Origin of the sequence: Bacillus cereus group sp. N14, assembly GCF_016483555.1 — a bacterium.
Lineage (GTDB): Bacteria > Bacillota > Bacilli > Bacillales > Bacillaceae_G > Bacillus_A > Bacillus_A wiedmannii.
The window spans coordinates 34,294-52,373 of record NZ_JAEHBQ010000024.1 but is presented as its reverse complement, the minus strand read 5'-3'; the positions used below and the strand labels follow the sequence as shown (position 1 = coordinate 52,373).

Genomic DNA, 18,080 nt, shown 5'->3' with positions numbered 1-18,080 from the left:
AAAATGAGTTTCATTCAAACAGTATTAGTACTATTGGGTACATTGCTTTTAATCGCATTTACTGTCGTTGTTTTAGTTGTATATTTCGGACGTAAACTGTATTTTTCATGGACGAAACCATATAAAAGAGCACATGATTCTTTAGATAAGTTATCGAATAAATCATTACCGTTTCTACAAGAATTTACACAGCACCCACTCTTTTATCGCTGGATTCGTACGGAAGGAAAGAAAGAACAATATACATTAAACACTCTTTTCTGTGCATCGGGTCAACGTACGAGAGAGCAAGTATTCTCAATGTTACCGAAAGAAAAACAGAAAAAAGTACATGTAATGGCAAAAACAACGAAAAAACTTACAAATGAAGATATTGATGTAGCGGCGATGAAAGTAAAAGATTTTTTAAGACAAGAAACGCAGCAAACAGTAAAACCATCAGACCTTTCGTTTTATAAATTGTATTTTTATGATCGATATCCAGATGCATTAAATACAATTCAAACGTATAAACGCTCAATAAACCCTTCATTACAAAGAACGGTTGATGAAATTACAATTTCAGTATTAAATGCCTTGCCGTATTATCAGGAGCAGCGTATGTTTGAACAACAACATAAACTTGAAACGTTCTTAATGAAAGATTTAACAGCGATGCTATCGTTAGTCGTACAATTACCACCTTCACAACGACCAGAAAAAGAAGAAGAATTAAAAATCTACTTGCAAAATTTCCAAAAAGAAATGGAAGTAGTCGAGCGAGATATTCGTGACTCGATTGATCATGATTTGAATGTGAAGATGAGAGCAGCGACTGAGAAGTTTAAGAATAAATAAAAAAAGCGCCTTAAAGCTATAGTTCTTAGCTTTTAAGGCGTTTTTTTATTAGTTGTTATTTTGCTTTAACGGTTGTATGACTAGAAGCGACACTTTCATTATGCAATCGATCAACTGCAGTTACTACATACGTATACGTTTCTCCAGAAATAGCTGTTTTATCTACATAAATCTCTCCAAATTTTGTCTTTCTTACAGTAGTAAGTAAATGTTTCGGATTTTCTATATCCACTTCATTTTTTCCATTCACACGGTAAATGGCGTAATAAGCAGAGTCATTCTCTCTATTATCTATGATACCTACAGCAATACCTTCATCTCTTGGAATAGCACCTTTTAAAGTCGGTTGTTTTGGTGGATCATGATCAAGCCAAGGCATAGGTGGGATTAATGCAGGATGTTTATATATGTCTTTTGAGAGTCTATCTTTAACTCCTAGTGGATTGTTATTCATATCTTTTAAGCTAAAATGCATACTACCTTTTATTTCAGGATATAACCGGTTTAATGCAAGTTGTCTTGGGTATTCTTCAGGATCAGACCAAGCTGGGACAGAATTATTATTAATTTTATAGGCCGCCTGACCGATGTATAGGTGAATCGGTTTATTATTTGTTTCTTTTACCCACCAATCTATTAATATGTCATATGCAGCTGGTGTGAAACCAATATTCCAATATATTTGCGGTGTAATGTAATCAATATAACCTTTTTGTATCCATTCACGTGTATCAGCATAAAGGTCATCATAGTTTCTTTGACCTGCAGTTGTGTTAGACCCAGTTGGATCGTCAGCTATATTTCGCCATACGCCGAACGGACTTATGCCAAACTTTACGTATGATTTTTCTTGTTTTATAGCAGTATTTAAACCTTTGACAAGTTCATTTACATTGTCACGTCGCCAATCTTCTATGTTTGTAAATCTACCATTATTATACGTTTCGAACGTTTTTTGATCGGGGAATTCTTCACCAGCTACTTTATATGGATAAAAATAATCATCCATATGTAATGCATCAACATCGTAATTTTGTACAATTTCTAAAGCACCTTCAGTTATAAATTTTTTCACTTCTGGAATGCCAGGGTTGTAATATAACTTCCCGCCATAAGGTACAACCCAATCAGGATGTTGTCTTGCAGGGTGGTTATCTGATAACCGATTTATATCAGTGTGATTCATCGTTATTCGGTATGGATTAATCCATGCGTGGAATTCTATATTTCTTTTATGAGCTTCTTCAATCATAAATGCGAGCGGGTCATAACCAGGGTCTTTTCCTTGTGTACCTGTAATGTATTCAGACCAAGGACCGTAATTGGAAGGATAAAAAGCATCAGCAGTTGGTTTAATTTGTACAACGACTGCATTCATACCAGTGTTTTTTACATCGTCTAATAATCTAATAAATTCTTGTTTTTGATTTTCAATTGGCAAGCCGGTTTTTGAGGGCCAATCAATATTAAGAACAGATGCGATCCATACAGCACGTAATTCATGTTTTTTATACGTAGTATTTACTTCAGCGTAAGTAGAGTGAGGAGAAATGAAAGAGAAAGGAATAAAAAAGATGACGATACAACATATCATTAATAAACGTTTCATGATCATTTATACGCCTCCCTATTATATGGTTAACTAATATGATATCCGAGGTGAGGTTGTTCTTACAATTGAGAAAAATAAATATTGAAACATTAATTTAATAGGGGAAATATTTTTAGTGAAATTTACTTTCATCATAACTAAATTCTTTCACAACTTCATATGCTTGTTAGTAAAGTGAAACTTCCTTTCATTCGAAGGGGATAAATTATAAGTATAGGAGGATTAATAAATGAAGGTTTTATTCGTTTGTTCTGGAGGGATGTCCAGTGCAATTGTTGTAAACGCTTTAAAAAAAGAGGCGGAGAAAAAAGGTGTAAACATGGAAGTCCATGCCATTGGAACAAGTGAGATAGAGGAAGAAGTAAAGAATGGTTGGGACGTTGTTATGGTTGCACCTCAAGTAAGACATCGATTTGAATCTGTTAAAAAATTCGCTGAAGAGGAATCTATCCCGTGCGGTATCATACCGCCACAAGCATACACGCCGCTTGGCGGACCGACTTTATTAAAAACTGTAAATGATTTAATTCGTTAGGGGGAAGCGTAATGAATAAATTTGTCACGTTTCTTGATAAAAACTTATCTGGACCGATGGCGAGGCTTTCTGAACAGAGGCATTTACAAGCGATCCGTGATGGAGTTATTTCAGCGTTACCATTTATTATTGTAGGAAGTTTCTTTTTAATCGTAGCATTTCCACCATTACCGAAAGATAGTTTCATATCTGTTTGGGCATTAAAAAATCAAACAAGTATATTAATACCATATCGTTTAACGATGTTTATTATGTCTTTATATATAGCATTTGGAATAGGATATAATTTAGCGAAAAGTTACAAGCTAGATGCTTTATCAGGAGCACAGCTTGCAGTATGTTCATTACTATTAACATTAACGCCTGAATTAATTGATAAAAAAGGGTTTATGCTTCCGATGGCAAATCTCGGAGGTCATGGATTATTCGTGACTATGATTGTTTCTATTTTATCAGTTGAGATTTTAAGATTTTGTAAGACGAAAAATGTAATGATTAAAATGCCAGAACAAGTACCGCCGTCTGTTTCACGTTCGTTTGAAGCACTTATACCTGCTGCATTCGTTATTATTTTAATGAGTTTAGTAACTGTCGTTTTTAGTATTGATTTACATCATGTAGTTGATAAATTAGCGGCTCCGTTAGTAAAAGCTGGTGATAGTTACTTCGGTGTAATCATTCCAGTATTTTTAATTACATTTTTTTGGTCATTCGGAATTCATGGTGTGTCGGTTGTTGGAACTGTTGCCCGGCCATTATGGGAAGTATATTTAGGGAAAAATGGTGAAGCAGTTGCTAGTGGCGCAAATCAGTTACCATTCATTTCACCAGAACCATTATACCAATGGTTTATATGGATTGGTGGTTCTGGTGCGACGCTAGGACTTGTATTAGCTATGATTGTATTTGGTCGATCAAAATATTCGAAGGCATTATCAAGAACTTGTATTGTGCCTGGTATTTTTAATATTAATGAACCTGTTATTTTTGGATTGCCAATTGTACTAAACCCAATATTAATTATCCCATTTATCATTACACCACTAGTAACAGCAACTATTGCATACTCAGCAACTGCGATGGGGTTTGTTACACCAACACATATAATGCCTCCATGGACATTACCAGCTCCAATTGGTGCATATTTAGCAACAGGTGGGGATTGGAGAGCGATTGTACTCGTATTTATAAACATAACAATATCATTCCTTATTTATTTACCATTCTTTAAAATGTACGACAAAAACATGCTTGAAATTGAGAAAAATGGTGATGGGGAATCTGTTAATCCGTAAGTTTTATATTTTATTTTGAGTGATAGGCATTTTGTCTATCACTTCTTTCACATGAAGTTCAGAGAGGGTGAAATGGAATGAATATAAAATTTAGTTATAAAGGTGTATTTTTATTATTATTTGGAGTGATATGTGCAAATTTACTTTTTGTACCTTTATTAAGAATGCTACATTTATCACAAATGCATAGTATATGGCTCGTTACAAGCATTGCGGCAAGTATTTTGCTTACAGTAGTTGTTTCTTTCATTGATGGATCGTTCGCATCGAAAGCCCAGTTGTTTTATAGATTTATATTATTTTCCATCGGTTGTACGCTTGTAACTTACATGATTGTTTTTTAGTAAATAGGAGGTCATGCATGTTATGTATATTGCAGGGATAATGTCTGGTACTTCGTTAGACGGAATAGATGTAGCACTCGTTCATATAGAGGGGAGTGGTGTAGAGTCTAAGGTCAAACTCATCCATTTTATTACAGTTCCATTTTGTAATGATATGAAAAATGAGATCCAGCAGGCATTATCAATAGAAAATTCAAATGTACAACTCATATGCAGTTTAAATTTCAAACTCGGTTTATGCTTCGCTAATGCTGTAAGGGAAGTTTGTAAAGAGGCCAATTTTCCTTTGGGACAATTAAATTTAATTGGTTCTCACGGACAAACGATTTATCATCAGCCAAAGCACGATGGTAATATGATTCCTTCCACATTGCAAATTGGAGAACCAGCAGTTATAGCATATGAAACAAATACGACGGTTATTTCTAATTTTCGAACAATGGATATCGCAGCAGGGGGACAAGGTGCACCACTTGTACCATATTCAGAGATTATTTTGTATCGTCATCCAACTAAAAATAGACTACTACAAAATATTGGCGGGATCGGTAATGTTACCATAATACCAAGTCAACTAAGTGATAAGAGCGTTATAGCTTTTGATACTGGTCCAGGGAATATGATAATTGATGAAGTATGTCAAAGGTTATTTCAGTTGCCATATGATCAAAATGGTAAGCTTGCAAAGCAGGGAGTAGTTGTAGAAGAAATTTTGACATATTGTATGAACCATCCATTTTTGAAAATGAATCCACCGAAATCAACTGGTAGAGAACAGTTTGGAGAAGAATTTGTCAGTGAATTATTGAAGCGATTGGAAAAGCATAGTAAAGAAAATATAGTGACGACTGTCACGATGTTTACAGCAAGTTCAATTGTTTATCATTATAAGGAGTTTATTTTGCCATATTATGAAATCGATGAAGTGATTTTAGGTGGTGGCGGCAGTTATAATCGTACACTCGTTGAAATGATACGGAATGGATTGAAAGAAGAAAAATGTGCATTATTCCTTCAAGAAGATATAGGTTATTCTTCAAAGGCGAAAGAAGCAATCGCCTTTGCCATTTTAGCAAACGAAACGCATCATCGTAATCCGAGTAATGTCCCAAGTGCAACAGGTGCAAAGCAATCTGTAGTTTTAGGGAATATAACATTCCCTCCAATAAGATGATGAAAATGAGGCGAACATATGAAGTATATGATTGGAGTAGACGGCGGGGGAACGAAGACAGAAGCAATTGCATTTGATCAAGACGGAAATGAACTTGTAAGGGCTACAAGTGGTTTTGGAAATATATTAATAGATTTTGAAGAAGCGCTTTTTCATATTATGGAAGTGATTGATCAATGTCAAAAAGGTTTATTAAATGGGGATTGCGCTTGTATTTGTTTAGGATTAGCGGGTGTAAGTGGAGCAAATACAAATGAATTAACATTACGTCTAAAAAAGAAGTACGGAACACCAATTGAAGTATTTAATGATGCGATGATTGCACATGCAGCTAATTTAAAAGGGAAGGATGGAATTTTAACGATTGGCGGTACAGGCGCGATTTGTTTAGGAAAGAAAGGAGAAGTGTACGAGTATAGCGGTGGATGGGGACATATTTTAGGTGATGAAGGAAGTGGATATTGGATTGCGTTACAAGGTTTAAAGAGAATGGCAAATCAATTTGATCAAGGGGTTGCACTTTGCCCATTAAGCTTAAGGATTCAAGATGCGTTTCAACTTTTGACGTCGTCTCATATAAAAAGACTAGTATATAGTTTTTCAAAAGATAAAGTTGCAGCAATTGCACCATTCATTATTGAGGAAGCGAGAAATGGGAATGATGACGCACTTAAAATTATTTTGCAAGCGGCTACGGAATTAACGAGAATTACGGTGAATATTTACAATAAGATGCAGTTTGATTTATCAACTTCAATTGCAGTAAGTGGCAGCATATTGCATTTCGTTCCTGAAATATATGGTGAATTTAAGACATGCTGTGAGAAGAGTATAGGAGAAGTTACATTTGTATCACAATCAGAAACAGCAGTGAAAGGAACATATTATTTAATGAAAAATATATATTTTTAATAAATAGCTGTATGAGAATTTTTGTATGATTTGTAAATATATGATGTTAAAATGTATAAAGGGATGTGGATAAAAAAGTACAATATACATAGTTCTTGAATATTGTATATGTATTCCCATGTAGAAAGTGAATGATTACATGATTAATAGTATGCAATTTTTGTATTTGGTGGCTTCTTATTTATTTGGAAACATATTGAACGCTTATATAGTGACGAAATGGAAACATAATGTTGATATTCGGCAGGAAGGAAGCGGTAATCCTGGCGCAAGAAATATGGGGCGCGTATATGGAAAAGGGTATTTCGTCGCTACATTTTTAGGTGATGCGATCAAAGGGGCAATCGTAGTTTCTATTGCAAAATACCTTTTTGAAGATTCTACATTTGTAATGTTAGCTTTACTGGCTGTTTTACTTGGACATATTTACCCGATTTTATTTAAAGGCAAGGGTGGAAAAGGCATTTCAACATTTATTGGAGGATTAATTGCATTTGATTATTTAATAGCGCTTACCCTCGTTGCTGTTTTCATTATATTTTATTTAATCTTTAAAGGATTTACTAAGCCAGGACTAATTACAATCGCTTGTTTACCAGTTTGCATGATTTTGTATTCTTACTCTATTGTTACGACTATTTTAAGTGCACTTATAATTGTACTTATTTTATATGTAAATCGAGAATGAAATGAACTTTTTATAAGTGGAGTTAATCTCCACTTATAATTTTTATTAAATACATAAAGGAGATACAACATGGGGTTAATTTATAAAGTTGCTGATCAAGCTTGGGAATTTGAAAGTATACATAAGTTGAATTATAAAACATTTGTAGAAGAAATTCCGCAACATGAAGAAACGAAAGAGCGTGTTCGTATAGATCGTTTCCATGAAGAAAATACATATTTAATTTGTTTAGATGACGATAAGTTAGTAGGTATGGTTACTTTGCGAGGAAAACGACCATTCTCGTTAGACAATAAAATTCCAAATCTAGATTATTATTTGCAAGAACATGGAGAAAACGTATATGAAATTCGTTTACTTTCAGTAGAACGTGAATATAGAAATGGAAGAGCGTTGTTAGGTTTAATTCGCTTTTTACATCGTTATTTGCTTCTAAATGGATATGAATTGGCACTCATTTCTGCTACAACACGTGAACTACCTTTATATGAGCAAATGGGATTCAAATCTTTCCATACGTTAGTTGGTACAGAAGAAGCAGCCTTCCAGCCAATGTATGTTACCCCTGCTATGTTTGAAGCATCGAGTGTTGGGGGAATTATGACGAAAGAATATACGTTTTTACCTGGTCCAGTAGATATTGAAGAGAATGTTCGAAAGGCATTTTCTACTAAGCCTATTTCGCATCGTTCTAAGTCATTTCAAGTGACGATGGACAATGTGAAAAAACGGTTACTTCACATGACAAAAGCAAAGCATGTACAACTTATGTTAGGAACAGGGACGTTAGCAAATGATGCCATTGCTTTACAGTTACGTTCTTTAAAAGGGAAAGGACTAGTATTAACAAATGGGGAATTTGGTAATAGATTAGTTGGACATGCAGCACGCGCGCAATTACATTTTGATACGTATAAAAAAGAAATGGGAGAACCGTTTATTTATACAGAATTAGAACAAATAATGGAAACTGGCAATTATGAATGGCTTTGGTTTGTTCACCATGAAACATCAACCGGAATGTTAAATGATTTAGACGAACTAAATGTTTTTTGTGAAAAGTATAAAGTGAAACTATGTGTAGATTGCATTAGCTCAATTGGAGCAATACCGATAGATTTGAAAGATGTATATTTTGCAAGCGGTGTAAGTGGAAAGGCAATTAAATCGTTTACTGGATTATCTTTCGTTTTTTATAATCACAATGTGAAAGTAAATGAGGCATTACCGGCCTATATGGACATTGGCATGTACGAAGAAAATGACAGTATTCCATATTCTCATTCATGGAATTTAATTTATGCACTGCAAGAAGCATTAAAGAGATTTGAAGATGCAAAAGCATTTGAAAAAATAAACGAGACGTATGCATATATTGAACAAGCTATTACTAATATGGGTTTAAATCTTGTTTCACCTAAAGAACATGCCGCGCCAATTATAGTTACCATTCAATTAAATGAAAATCAGTCTTCTAAGGAGATTGGCGATGCGTTAGCGTTACAAGGATACATTGTTCATTATGAGTCATCTTATTTACAAAAGAATAATTGGATCCAAATTGCATGTTTAAATGATTATAAAGAACGCGATACGAAGAGGATGTTAAATTGTTTGCAAATGTGTGTATTACAGAGTGGGGTACATATATAAAGACTTTTTCTTAATATAGATGGTTTCGTATAAAGGAGTTGCTACATACGAAAACTTAGGAATAGACCATTGGAAGAGGTGTTAGTGTGATAACTAAAAAACTACCGTTACATATAGACGATATTAAAAAAGCTCAAACCATTTTAGACAGAAATGCTCGTAAAACGCCTTTAGTAAAATCATTTTATTTGACTAGTAAAACAGGTGGAGAAATTCACTTGAAATTAGAAAATATGCAATTAACGGGTTCTTTTAAATTTCGAGGTGCATTTAATAAAATGTCACAGCTAACAGATCAGGAAAAAGAGAGAGGAGTAATTGCTTGTTCCGCTGGTAATCATGCACAAGGAATTGCTTTATCAGCTCATTTACTTGGTATTAAGAGTAAAATTGTGATGCCAATTTCTGCACCTCAGGCGAAAGTTGAAGCAACTAGAGGATATGGATCAGAAGTGATTTTATATGGTGAAACTTTTGATGATGCAAAAGCAAAATGTGAAGAGATAATAGGGGAAACAGGGGAAACATACTTACATCCATATGACGATATAGAAGTAATGGCTGGTCAAGGTACAATTGGTTTGGATATTCTTGATGATATGTGGGATGTAGATACTGTTATTGTACCGATTGGTGGAGGCGGAATTATTTCTGGTATTGCTGTAGCATTGAAATCTTTTAATCCATCAATCGATATAATTGGTGTACAAGCAGATAATGTTCATGGGATGAAGGCATCTTATGACAAAGGTACGATAGTAGAACATTATGAGGCACCTACTATTGCAGATGGTTGTGCAGTTAAAATACCAGGGGAACTAACATTTGAAATTGTAAAAGAATTAGTAGATGATATTGTAACAGTATCAGAAAAAGAGCTAGAAGTAGCGATGAAAGATTTATTACAACGTGGTAAAGCTGTTGTAGAAGGGGCTGGCGCATTAGCTACTGCTGCTCTACTTGCAGGGAAAGTGGATACATATATTAAAGGGAAAAAAGTAGTAGCGGTTATATCTGGTGGAAACGTAGACTTACAGCGTATTTCGAGTGTTTGTGAACAGTTTTTTGTAGCGAATGAAGTGAAATAGTATTTAAAAAATATAGTTTTATAAATGAGGAGCTAAGAGGAATGGTCTTAGCTCTTTTTAATTATGCCTGTGTTGAAGTAAATAATGTCTCCATTTTGATTTTACTCTTTTCTCGAATTTCAGCGTCTGCGTGCCTCATTACAAATTTATGCGCTATAGCAATTGCTAAAACATCATCCAATAAACCAATCCCAATAATAGCAGCTATATCTGGAATGAAATCAATGGTTAATACGTAATAAGATAAAGCGGCTAATATTATAAATTTCGCTTTAGTAGGTAACTCTTTTTTTCTCATTGTGTAGTATAAAATAATACTTTCATATACGCTAGATTTCCCGAGGTTTGCTGAGCTTTTTTTGAACTTTTTCCAAAGTGTCTGTTTCTCCATATAAACACTCCTTTTACAAAAACATCGATTTTTTAAAAGGATAGACAAAGAAGTAGGGAAATAATCAATTTTATTGTTTTTCTTATTGTATATTCCATAAAAATAGGGAATTACCTGTTCAAAATAATAGAATGTTGGTTATGTAACCACTCACAGTGTTTTGTTACATAGTATATATATTGTAAAATGTATGTGGATGATTTAATTATTATTATGCATTTTAAAAGCAGTATGGGGGAAGAAAAATGAAAATAATAGAACTACCAATTGAATTCGAATTTAACGGGCAAAAGCAATGTATTTATCCAAGTTTAATTATAGTACATAATGAATTAACATTAGTCGATACAGGATATACGAGTTTTTTACCTTTAATTGAAAATGTAATATTAAAACATGGGTATGAGATGAAAAACTTAAAAAATATAATTATTACTCATTATGATGACGATCATATAGGGGCTTTATATGATTTCAAAGTGAAATATCCTCACATTAATATTATTGCTAGTGAAATTGAATCCAACTATATTAATGGCGATATAAAATCAGAGAGATTAGTTCAAGCAGAAGAAATGTTAGAACGTATGCTAAATGAAGAAAAAGAATTTGGAAAATGGTTTATCCAACAGTTAAAAAATATAAGACATATTTCCGTCGATGAAAAAGTACATGATGGCCAAATGATTTTGAATGATGAATGTCAAATAGTAGCGACCCCAGGACATACTTCGGGGCATATTTCATTATATTTTCCAAATTTAAATTGTGTAATTACAGGGGATGCGGCCGTTCAAGATAATAATGAATTAGTAATAGCTAATCCGAATTTTTGCTTAGATATAGAAAAAGCGGAAGAATCTTTAAAGAGAATTAAAAACCTTAAAGTAGCAACGTATTATTGTTATCATGGAGGAAAGCTTACTGTATAAAATAATAAAAAACGATCTTTCCCATATCGAAAAGATCGTTTTTTTAATTCATAGATTCTGCAATTCTAATTAATTCATAAAAAATGTTTTTATAAGAAAAAAGCCAAGTCTTTAAAAGAGCTGGCTTCATGAATTCATCATGTGAATGAGCTTATCACCATCAATTAACTTAATATTTTTATTCGCAGCATATTGCTTGCGTTTTTGTTGGAATTACTCAGTAGTTTAGTCGTCACAAATATCCTCAGCTGTTAAAACCCCAAATATATCTTCATATACAGGGCTAGTATCCACATAGGAGGAAGAACACATGCTCTCGTAACTAGAAAAAGTTACTCTAATTTCTACAGAGAAATTTAATTCATCTTCAATTCGTTGAGCACATGTTTGATAGTTCTCCCTAATCTCTTGTAGACAGCTTACAATATCTTCTCCATATATTGGATGATTTATAACTATACGTAGTTGTCTGTTGTTTTCTGGTTGCTCATTTAGGAAATAAGCGCTATCCAATTTAATATCTTCGCCAGTGATAGAAGAAGATACAATTTCTTCTATCACTGTAGCCAAAGTCTCATCACGCATTTTTTCTATTTTACTAATAATCCCGAGCTTTTTAGATGCATTACGTATCAACTTATTTTCTTTTTGATTATGCTGATGAATGAGTTGTTCCAGGTCGTCCAAAAAACATAGTAACTCCATGTGGTTATCTATCATTATGTAACCCCCTCTTTTTAAATATAGTGAGATGCAAAGGGAAATATTCGCGAAAAATGAATTGGTACTAGCAATTGACAACCTATTGTGAGCATACACTGATAGGGCTAGAAGTCGCTAACAGAAGCATGTCCAAGAAAGAGTGGTTGAGTGGTAAACACAAACTTAGGAGGAAAAGGAATTTATAGAAAACATATTATTATGCTCATTGTTATCTGAATAAGAAATACTAATTACATATTATGAGGATGGTTATTTGCTCAATGGATATATGACTGTGATTGATATAGATCCGTTAAATAGTGCTTTAATCTGTACAGATGTTTTTTACCACAGGATCGCACTTGTTTTTTTGATATTATTACTAGTAAAAAAGCCGAATCTTAGGATGTGCACCCCAATTGTTAGACACAAACAACAATTGGAGGTGTACTTTTTTATAGTTAAATTCTCACTAGAAGAAAAAGTAAAGGTAGTAAAAAAATATTCAGATGAAGGTGACGGAGTGAAAAGACTTGCGGGATCCATAAAGGTTCATCCGAGTGTACTCCAGCAGTGGATTAAACAATATAATGCGGTAGGTGAAAAACGCTATAGAAGATATCCCCTGGATTATAAACTGGATGTAATTAATTATATGGATAGACAAGGGACATATATTAGAGAAACAGGGGCTATTTTTAATATCCCGTCTTATGGAACGGTTCGTAGGTGGCAGGAAGTATATGATTTAAAAGGCGTGGATTCCCTACATGAAAAGAAGAGAGGGCGTCCAACTATGAAAAATACAAATACAATAGAAAAATTAAGAAGTACATTTTGTCTCCGGCTAATATGAAAGGGTTATTAAAATCGGAAAGAAAACAAAAAGAATTTGTCCACCTAGTACACGATGAATATAAAAAAAGAAGATAAGAATTTTTTTATTTTTCATATTTGGCGAAACAAATGGTACAATGAAAGCTAATGTGAAAAATAAGGAAAAGAAGTGGTCTATTTGAAAAACTTTTTAGAATTAGGAATTAGTGAAACTTTTAATCATACATTACGTGAAAATGGAATTACAGAAGCAACACCAATTCAAGAGCAGGCAATTCCTGTTATTATGTCAGGTAAAGATATTATTGGGCAGGCGAAAACAGGAACGGGTAAAACGTTAGCATTCGTGTTACCGATTTTAGAAAAAATCGATCCAGAGTGTAGTGATGTTCAGGCTTTAATTGTTGCACCGACAAGGGAACTAGCACTGCAAATTACAACTGAAATTAAAAAAATGCTTGTTCAAAGAGAAGATATTAATGTACTAGCGATTTATGGCGGGCAAGATGTAGCACAACAATTAAGAAAATTAAAAGGTAATACACATATCGTTGTTGCGACACCAGGACGATTATTAGATCATATACGTCGTGAAACAATTGATTTAAGTAATCTTTCAACAATTGTACTAGATGAAGCGGATCAAATGCTTTATTTCGGTTTCTTATACGATATTGAAGATATTTTAGATGAGACACCTGGTAGTAAACAAACGATGTTATTCTCAGCAACGATGCCAAAAGATATTAAAAAATTGGCGAAACGTTATATGGATGAGCCGCAAATGATTCAAGTACAAAGTGAAGAAGTAACGGTAGATACAATTGAGCAGCGTGTCATTGAGACGACAGATCGTGCAAAGCCAGATGCACTTCGTTTTGTTATGGATCGTGATCAGCCATTTTTAGCAGTTATTTTCTGTCGTACAAAGGTTAGAGCAAGTAAGCTTTATGATAATTTAAAAGGACTAGGTTATAATTGTGCTGAACTTCATGGTGATATACCTCAAGCGAAACGTGAAAGAGTCATGAAGAGTTTCCGCGAAGCTAAAATTCAGTACTTAATTGCGACTGATGTAGCAGCTCGTGGACTTGATGTAGATGGTGTAACGCACGTATTTAACTTTGATATCCCTGAAGATGTAGAAAGTTATATTCACCGCATTGGCCGAACAGGACGTGCAGGTGGATCAGGTCTTGCAATTACGTTCGTTGCAGCGAAAGATGAAAAACATTTAGAAGAAATTGAAAAAACGCTTGGTGCACCAATACAAAGAGAAATAATTGAACAACCGAAGATAAAACGTGTAGATGAAAATGGAAAACCGTTACCAAAGCCAGCTCCGAAGAAATCAGATCAATATCGTCAAAGAGATAGCCGTGAAGGTTCAAGAAGTGAATCAAGACGTGATTCGAGAAATAGCTCAAGAAATGATAACAATCGATCATTTAATAAGCCAAGTAATAAAAAAGGTAGTACAAAACAAGGTCAGCAAAGACGTGGCCGTTAAATAGTTATAATTGTAAAAGAGTCACAAAATATTGTGGCTCTTTTTTTGTTTGTATAGAACAAGGATAATGGCAAGAAAAAACAAAAATTTCATTCACCGTATTTAAAACTTATAAAGGAAATTTTATAGTCCAAAACCAGTAGAGCAAGGGTATTACTACCATGTCGTAATTCGAGAACAAGTGCAACTTACGTATGAAGAATATTTAACCGAAAAAAATCGAGGGAAAGCAATTTGTACTAGCGCCCCTGATGATGATACGGATTATGAAAAATCAATTCGTATAACAATACGAAAACATCTTTTACTAACAAAGAATTGGAAGATTTGGTGAAAGAAATTCGTAACATATTCAAACGGTACGGGAATGTTATGCTGCAGTAAAAAGAACGGAACTTATTATGTCTACTATTTCGGCAGAACACTTTAGTTGAAAGGAAAGGTATTGAAGCGAGCGAATATTTTTATTACACATTCCGCAATTATTGAAATGGAACAAGAGAAGTTTATGAAGGATTAAACTCGTATTAGGGTATGATCGTTGGAAACTGGAAAACTAATTTGTTAGTTTTGTTCGATGGGGAACTCGAGAAGCACCATGGCCATCCTAATTGGGAAATTGCTTATTACTACGACGATGAAGGTAATGTAGTGTGAAGTTAATAGAAGGGATAGTATACGAAATAAGAAAAAAGGACTAGCAGTCGTACCTGCCTTCCTTTAATAGGAGAAAAAGTAATCTTGTTTAGAACTACGCATAAACAGAAAATCTGCTTGTAATTAGTTTTACCCTAAATATACGTGTCTATACAAAAAAGGGATAAGTAAAAAATACTTATCCCCGGAAGGGAAATCCCAAGCACCAAAATGGCTCGTACTGGTCTGCAGGTTCAAAAGTAGTATATGTAAAACGAAAAATCTCATACAAAAAGCAGACAACGATTTTGGTTGTCTGCCAGTGTGTTCAATGAGTTAGCTAATTGTGATAATTTGCATCCCCATTACGAGAAGAGTGAAGCTGCTAGTTCAAACAGCTTGTTGGTATTATTATCGATTTGTTAAAAAATATACAGAGAAAGCAGATAAGTGAAGAACCTACCTGCTTCTGCTGTAACAAAAGAAAGAAGTATTAGCCGTGGACACGGCGGCTTGAAAATAGTATGTATTTTTATTTGAAAAATATTCAAGGGGTGAAGAAACATGGAGTGTTTAATAAAAGGTGTTTGTGAAATTAATCAGCTAATTAGTAAAACAAAAGAGAAAAACAATGAGCAAATATAACAATACAAAGGTAAATGTTCAAAAAAGCGATGAGTATAAAGTAAAACAAAATAGTTATATTAAAGCTTGATTTTCATAAAAAATAAAGCACATATATAAGTGTGCTCTTATGAACGCTTTAGATTTGTATGACTAGATAGTCACCATACAATAAAATATGCTTGTTTGATATAAATGTGAGTCAAATCTATAACATATATTTTGGTGTGTAGAAAGAACATTAAATGTTAATTAGCTAAGCATATTGTTTTTATTAACGAATTTGTGCAACTGTTAAAGCGGCAGAACGAATATCTACTGTACCAATTACTTCAACGGATACAATTTGAATTAAATCACCAGGGTTTAAGTTTATTAGAATGATACCGCTGGATACATCTACTTCACCAGTGCCAATGATATTAGAACGGACTGCGGTTCCAGATCCTGCAATAATGTTAGTTGATGAGTTTAGTGTCAAGAAAAAGCGCACTGCTTCTGGGGCTAATGGAACATTATCGAGGCTGATTGTTAATGTATAACTGATTTGATAAATACCAGCTACTTGAATTCTAATACCAGTTCCTGTACTAATTGTATTATTGATTACAGGGACAGTAATGTTTGGATTTGGTCCCGTACTAGGTAGTAGTAGTGGCGTGAATAGTGTTGCAAATTGAGGTGAAGTAGCATTAAAAGCAAAACCGAGAGCTGGTAGTGTACTGGGGGCTTGTGCTCCACAATTAAAGTTTGTGAGCTTACGACTAGATGAGCGCATATTTTCACTCCTTTCTTTCATTTAGATTGCGTGAGTAATAACCTCACGTTTTGGACAAGCACAATACACTATATGAAAATTTATAGTGTATTGTGCAGAGGTGTACTGTTATGGATAAAACTAACTGCCTGTTGTACAAAGGAAACACTACGCTTACAGAAACAGTTTGTAAACTAAAGTTGAAAAGAGTTAAAAATGTAGGGTTTTTTTCTTTGTCTAAAGGTTCTTGAAGATATATAATAATTTTCTGACTATTAAAATTTGGAGGGGTACAAATGAAAAATGAAACGTTGCACACGCAAGAAGATATTATTAAAATGCTTGATTCATTATTAAGACCGGCAGAACCATTTTGGAATGAATTTTATGCGAATAGAGACAAAGATGTTCCGTTTTTTGAAAATGTTCCAGATGAGAATCTAGTTTCCTATATACAAAAAGAATGGATCTCCAAAGGGAAAGTGTTGGAGCTTGGATGTGGTCCAGGAAGAAATGCAATTTATTTGGCGAATGAAGGATTTGAAGTAACAGCAGTGGATTTATCTATAGAGGGCATTAATTGGGCGAAAGAGAGGGCGTTAGCAAAAGGAATAGAAATCGATTTTATTTGTGATTCGATTTTTAATTTAGAGGCTCAAAAGGAATTTGATTTTGTGTACGATTCGGGCTGTTTGCATCACATTCCACCACATAGAAGAATAAATTATGTGAATTTAATTAAAAACTCCTTGAAATCGGGTGGTCATTTTGGATTAACATGTTTTGCGGCAGGTGATTTAGATGAACGAAATGGCTCGGAAATATCAGATTGGGACGTATATAGAGGATGGAGTCTGCAAGGTGGTCTTGCATACTCTGAAGAGAAATTAAGAGAGATATATAAAGAATTTGAAGTGATTGAAATTAGAAAGATGAAGCAAATTGACCAACCAAATACTATGTTTGGAGAATCATTTCTTTGGACAGCATTATTTAAGAAGAAATAAGAGAGTAGATAATTGACAAACGCATCGTTTTTATAGACAATACACTTATAGGAATGTACGTTCGGTATTTTTGGCCAATGTATGTTTTACATAAATACATATCAAGGGGTTGTCTCTATATGAGTACTACAAATCAAAAAATTACAACTTTTTTAATGTTCGAAGGTAATGCTGAGGAGGCGATGAATTTTTACACGTCGCTATTCGACCAATCAGAAATTGTAAGTATCTCTCGCTACGATGAAAACGGACCTGGTAAAGAGGGTTCTGTCATTCATGCAACTTTTACGTTAAATGGTCAAGAATTTATGTGCATTGATAGTTATGTAAAGCATGGTTTTACATTTACACCATCTATGTCTCTTTATGTAACTTGTGAGACAGAAGAAGAAATTGAAACGGTTTTTCATAAACTAGCGCAGGATGGATCCGTACTAATGCCTTTAGGTTCTTATCCATTTAGCAAAAAGTTTGGCTGGTTAAATGATAAATATGGTGTGTCTTGGCAGTTAACGCTTGCGGAATAAAAATTTAAAAAGAAAAAGC

The 18,080-nt window shown here is 33.9% G+C and carries 17 protein-coding genes and 2 pseudogenes; 15 read left to right on the top strand and 4 right to left on the bottom strand.

Translation table 11 applies throughout. The features are described 5' to 3' along the window. Nucleotides 1-3 precede the first annotated feature (3 nt). The gene (locus JDS82_RS24725) at nt 4-837 is read left to right on the top strand and encodes a DUF3974 domain-containing protein (protein ID WP_000008384.1); all 834 of its coding nucleotides are present in this window, start codon (nt 4-6) and stop codon (nt 835-837) included. A 55-nt stretch (nt 838-892) separates the two neighbouring features. Here the strand turns inward: JDS82_RS24725 and JDS82_RS24720 are convergent, their stop codons facing one another. Continuing rightward, nucleotides 893-2,452 (bottom strand): glycoside hydrolase family 10-like protein, encoded by a 1,560-nt coding sequence (locus JDS82_RS24720; RefSeq protein ID WP_199714122.1) that lies wholly within the window; start codon nt 2,450-2,452, stop codon nt 893-895. A gap of 226 nt (nt 2,453-2,678) precedes the next feature. On the opposite strand from JDS82_RS24720, the gene JDS82_RS24715 reads away from it, so the two are divergent. The 8 genes from JDS82_RS24715 to tdcB all read left to right on the top strand — a co-directional run bounded on the left by JDS82_RS24715 (nt 2,679) and on the right by tdcB (nt 10,138). Then, nucleotides 2,679-2,984 (top strand): PTS sugar transporter subunit IIB, encoded by a 306-nt coding sequence (locus JDS82_RS24715; protein ID WP_000865896.1) that lies wholly within the window; start codon nt 2,679-2,681, stop codon nt 2,982-2,984. Nucleotides 2,985-2,995: 11 nt separating this feature from the next. Next, the gene (locus tag JDS82_RS24710; protein ID WP_199714121.1) at nt 2,996-4,279 is read left to right on the top strand and encodes a PTS sugar transporter subunit IIC; all 1,284 of its coding nucleotides are present in this window, start codon (nt 2,996-2,998) and stop codon (nt 4,277-4,279) included. Nucleotides 4,280-4,356: 77 nt separating this feature from the next. Then, nucleotides 4,357-4,623 carry a hypothetical protein gene (locus tag JDS82_RS24705; RefSeq protein WP_199714120.1) on the top strand — a complete coding sequence of 89 codons (267 nt, stop codon included), beginning with the start codon at nt 4,357-4,359 and terminating at the stop codon, nt 4,621-4,623. 22 nt (nt 4,624-4,645) lie between these two features. Further along, nucleotides 4,646-5,797, top strand: coding sequence for an anhydro-N-acetylmuramic acid kinase AnmK (gene anmK / locus JDS82_RS24700; RefSeq protein WP_199714129.1), 1,152 nt, complete (start codon nt 4,646-4,648; stop codon nt 5,795-5,797). Nucleotides 5,798-5,815: 18 nt separating this feature from the next. Further along, nucleotides 5,816-6,709, top strand: coding sequence for a BadF/BadG/BcrA/BcrD ATPase family protein (locus tag JDS82_RS24695; protein ID WP_199714119.1), 894 nt, complete (start codon nt 5,816-5,818; stop codon nt 6,707-6,709). Nucleotides 6,710-6,848: 139 nt separating this feature from the next. Beyond that, nucleotides 6,849-7,397, top strand: a complete 549-nt coding sequence (plsY, locus tag JDS82_RS24690) for a glycerol-3-phosphate 1-O-acyltransferase PlsY (protein WP_199714118.1) — start codon at nt 6,849-6,851, stop codon at nt 7,395-7,397. 69 nt (nt 7,398-7,466) lie between these two features. After that, a complete protein-coding gene (locus JDS82_RS24685; RefSeq protein WP_088091433.1) occupies nt 7,467-9,050 on the top strand; it encodes an aminotransferase class V-fold PLP-dependent enzyme in 1,584 nt (527 codons plus the stop codon). Nucleotides 9,051-9,136: 86 nt separating this feature from the next. Further along, complete coding sequence (tdcB, locus tag JDS82_RS24680) at nt 9,137-10,138, top strand: bifunctional threonine ammonia-lyase/L-serine ammonia-lyase TdcB (RefSeq protein WP_199714117.1); 1,002 nt, start codon at nt 9,137-9,139, stop codon at nt 10,136-10,138. A 61-nt stretch (nt 10,139-10,199) separates the two neighbouring features. Here tdcB and JDS82_RS24675 read toward each other — a convergent pair whose 3' ends face one another. Next, entirely contained in the window at nt 10,200-10,529 is a 330-nt protein-coding gene (locus tag JDS82_RS24675) for a YkvA family protein (RefSeq protein ID WP_199714116.1), read from the bottom strand. A gap of 245 nt (nt 10,530-10,774) precedes the next feature. Between JDS82_RS24675 and JDS82_RS24670 the strand changes: the two genes are divergently transcribed. Then, on the top strand, nt 10,775-11,461 hold the full coding sequence (locus JDS82_RS24670) for an MBL fold metallo-hydrolase (RefSeq protein WP_199714115.1): 687 nt from the start codon (nt 10,775-10,777) through the stop codon (nt 11,459-11,461). A gap of 225 nt (nt 11,462-11,686) precedes the next feature. Here JDS82_RS24670 and JDS82_RS24665 read toward each other — a convergent pair whose 3' ends face one another. After that, the gene (locus JDS82_RS24665; protein WP_199714114.1) at nt 11,687-12,181 is read right to left on the bottom strand and encodes a hypothetical protein; all 495 of its coding nucleotides are present in this window, start codon (nt 12,179-12,181) and stop codon (nt 11,687-11,689) included. Between the two features lie 169 nt (nt 12,182-12,350). On the opposite strand from JDS82_RS24665, the pseudogene JDS82_RS24660 reads away from it, so the two are divergent. The 3 genes and pseudogenes from JDS82_RS24660 to JDS82_RS24650 form a co-directional block, all read left to right on the top strand. Then, nucleotides 12,351-12,554: pseudogene (locus JDS82_RS24660) on the top strand (YolD-like family protein); the annotation flags it as partial. A 66-nt stretch (nt 12,555-12,620) separates the two neighbouring features. Next, nucleotides 12,621-12,989 (top strand): annotated as a pseudogene (locus JDS82_RS24655) (helix-turn-helix domain-containing protein); the annotation flags it as partial. 180 nt (nt 12,990-13,169) lie between these two features. Next, complete coding sequence (locus JDS82_RS24650; RefSeq protein ID WP_199714113.1) at nt 13,170-14,510, top strand: DEAD/DEAH box helicase; 1,341 nt, start codon at nt 13,170-13,172, stop codon at nt 14,508-14,510. Between the two features lie 1,534 nt (nt 14,511-16,044). On the opposite strand, the gene exsF is transcribed toward JDS82_RS24650, so the two are convergent. Then, nucleotides 16,045-16,548 (bottom strand): exosporium protein ExsF, encoded by a 504-nt coding sequence (gene exsF, locus JDS82_RS24645; RefSeq protein WP_064056605.1) that lies wholly within the window; start codon nt 16,546-16,548, stop codon nt 16,045-16,047. Between the two features lie 275 nt (nt 16,549-16,823). On the opposite strand from exsF, the gene JDS82_RS24640 reads away from it, so the two are divergent. Next, on the top strand, nt 16,824-17,534 hold the full coding sequence (locus JDS82_RS24640; protein WP_199714112.1) for a class I SAM-dependent methyltransferase: 711 nt from the start codon (nt 16,824-16,826) through the stop codon (nt 17,532-17,534). Between the two features lie 119 nt (nt 17,535-17,653). After that, a complete protein-coding gene (locus JDS82_RS24635; RefSeq protein ID WP_048561897.1) occupies nt 17,654-18,061 on the top strand; it encodes a VOC family protein in 408 nt (135 codons plus the stop codon). The last annotated feature ends 19 nt before the right edge of the window (nt 18,062-18,080 follow it).

Excerpts from the sequence above, each read along its gene's own strand:
- JDS82_RS24725 (WP_000008384.1), top strand. The coding sequence starts at position 4 with ATGAGTTTCATTCAAACAGTATTAGTACTATTGGGTACATTGCTTTTA.
- JDS82_RS24720 (WP_199714122.1), bottom strand. The coding sequence starts at position 2,452 with ATGATCATGAAACGTTTATTAATGATATGTTGTATCGTCATCTTTTTT.
- JDS82_RS24715 (WP_000865896.1), top strand. The coding sequence starts at position 2,679 with ATGAAGGTTTTATTCGTTTGTTCTGGAGGGATGTCCAGTGCAATTGTT.
- JDS82_RS24710 (WP_199714121.1), top strand. The coding sequence starts at position 2,996 with ATGAATAAATTTGTCACGTTTCTTGATAAAAACTTATCTGGACCGATG.
- JDS82_RS24705 (WP_199714120.1), top strand. The coding sequence starts at position 4,357 with ATGAATATAAAATTTAGTTATAAAGGTGTATTTTTATTATTATTTGGA.
- anmK (WP_199714129.1), top strand. The coding sequence starts at position 4,646 with ATGTATATTGCAGGGATAATGTCTGGTACTTCGTTAGACGGAATAGAT.
- JDS82_RS24695 (WP_199714119.1), top strand. The coding sequence starts at position 5,816 with ATGAAGTATATGATTGGAGTAGACGGCGGGGGAACGAAGACAGAAGCA.
- plsY (WP_199714118.1), top strand. The coding sequence starts at position 6,849 with ATGATTAATAGTATGCAATTTTTGTATTTGGTGGCTTCTTATTTATTT.
- JDS82_RS24685 (WP_088091433.1), top strand. The coding sequence starts at position 7,467 with ATGGGGTTAATTTATAAAGTTGCTGATCAAGCTTGGGAATTTGAAAGT.
- JDS82_RS24675 (WP_199714116.1), bottom strand. The coding sequence starts at position 10,529 with ATGGAGAAACAGACACTTTGGAAAAAGTTCAAAAAAAGCTCAGCAAAC.
- JDS82_RS24670 (WP_199714115.1), top strand. The coding sequence starts at position 10,775 with ATGAAAATAATAGAACTACCAATTGAATTCGAATTTAACGGGCAAAAG.
- JDS82_RS24665 (WP_199714114.1), bottom strand. The coding sequence starts at position 12,181 with ATGATAGATAACCACATGGAGTTACTATGTTTTTTGGACGACCTGGAA.
- exsF (WP_064056605.1), bottom strand. The coding sequence starts at position 16,548 with ATGCGCTCATCTAGTCGTAAGCTCACAAACTTTAATTGTGGAGCACAA.
- JDS82_RS24640 (WP_199714112.1), top strand. The coding sequence starts at position 16,824 with ATGAAAAATGAAACGTTGCACACGCAAGAAGATATTATTAAAATGCTT.
- JDS82_RS24635 (WP_048561897.1), top strand. The coding sequence starts at position 17,654 with ATGAGTACTACAAATCAAAAAATTACAACTTTTTTAATGTTCGAAGGT.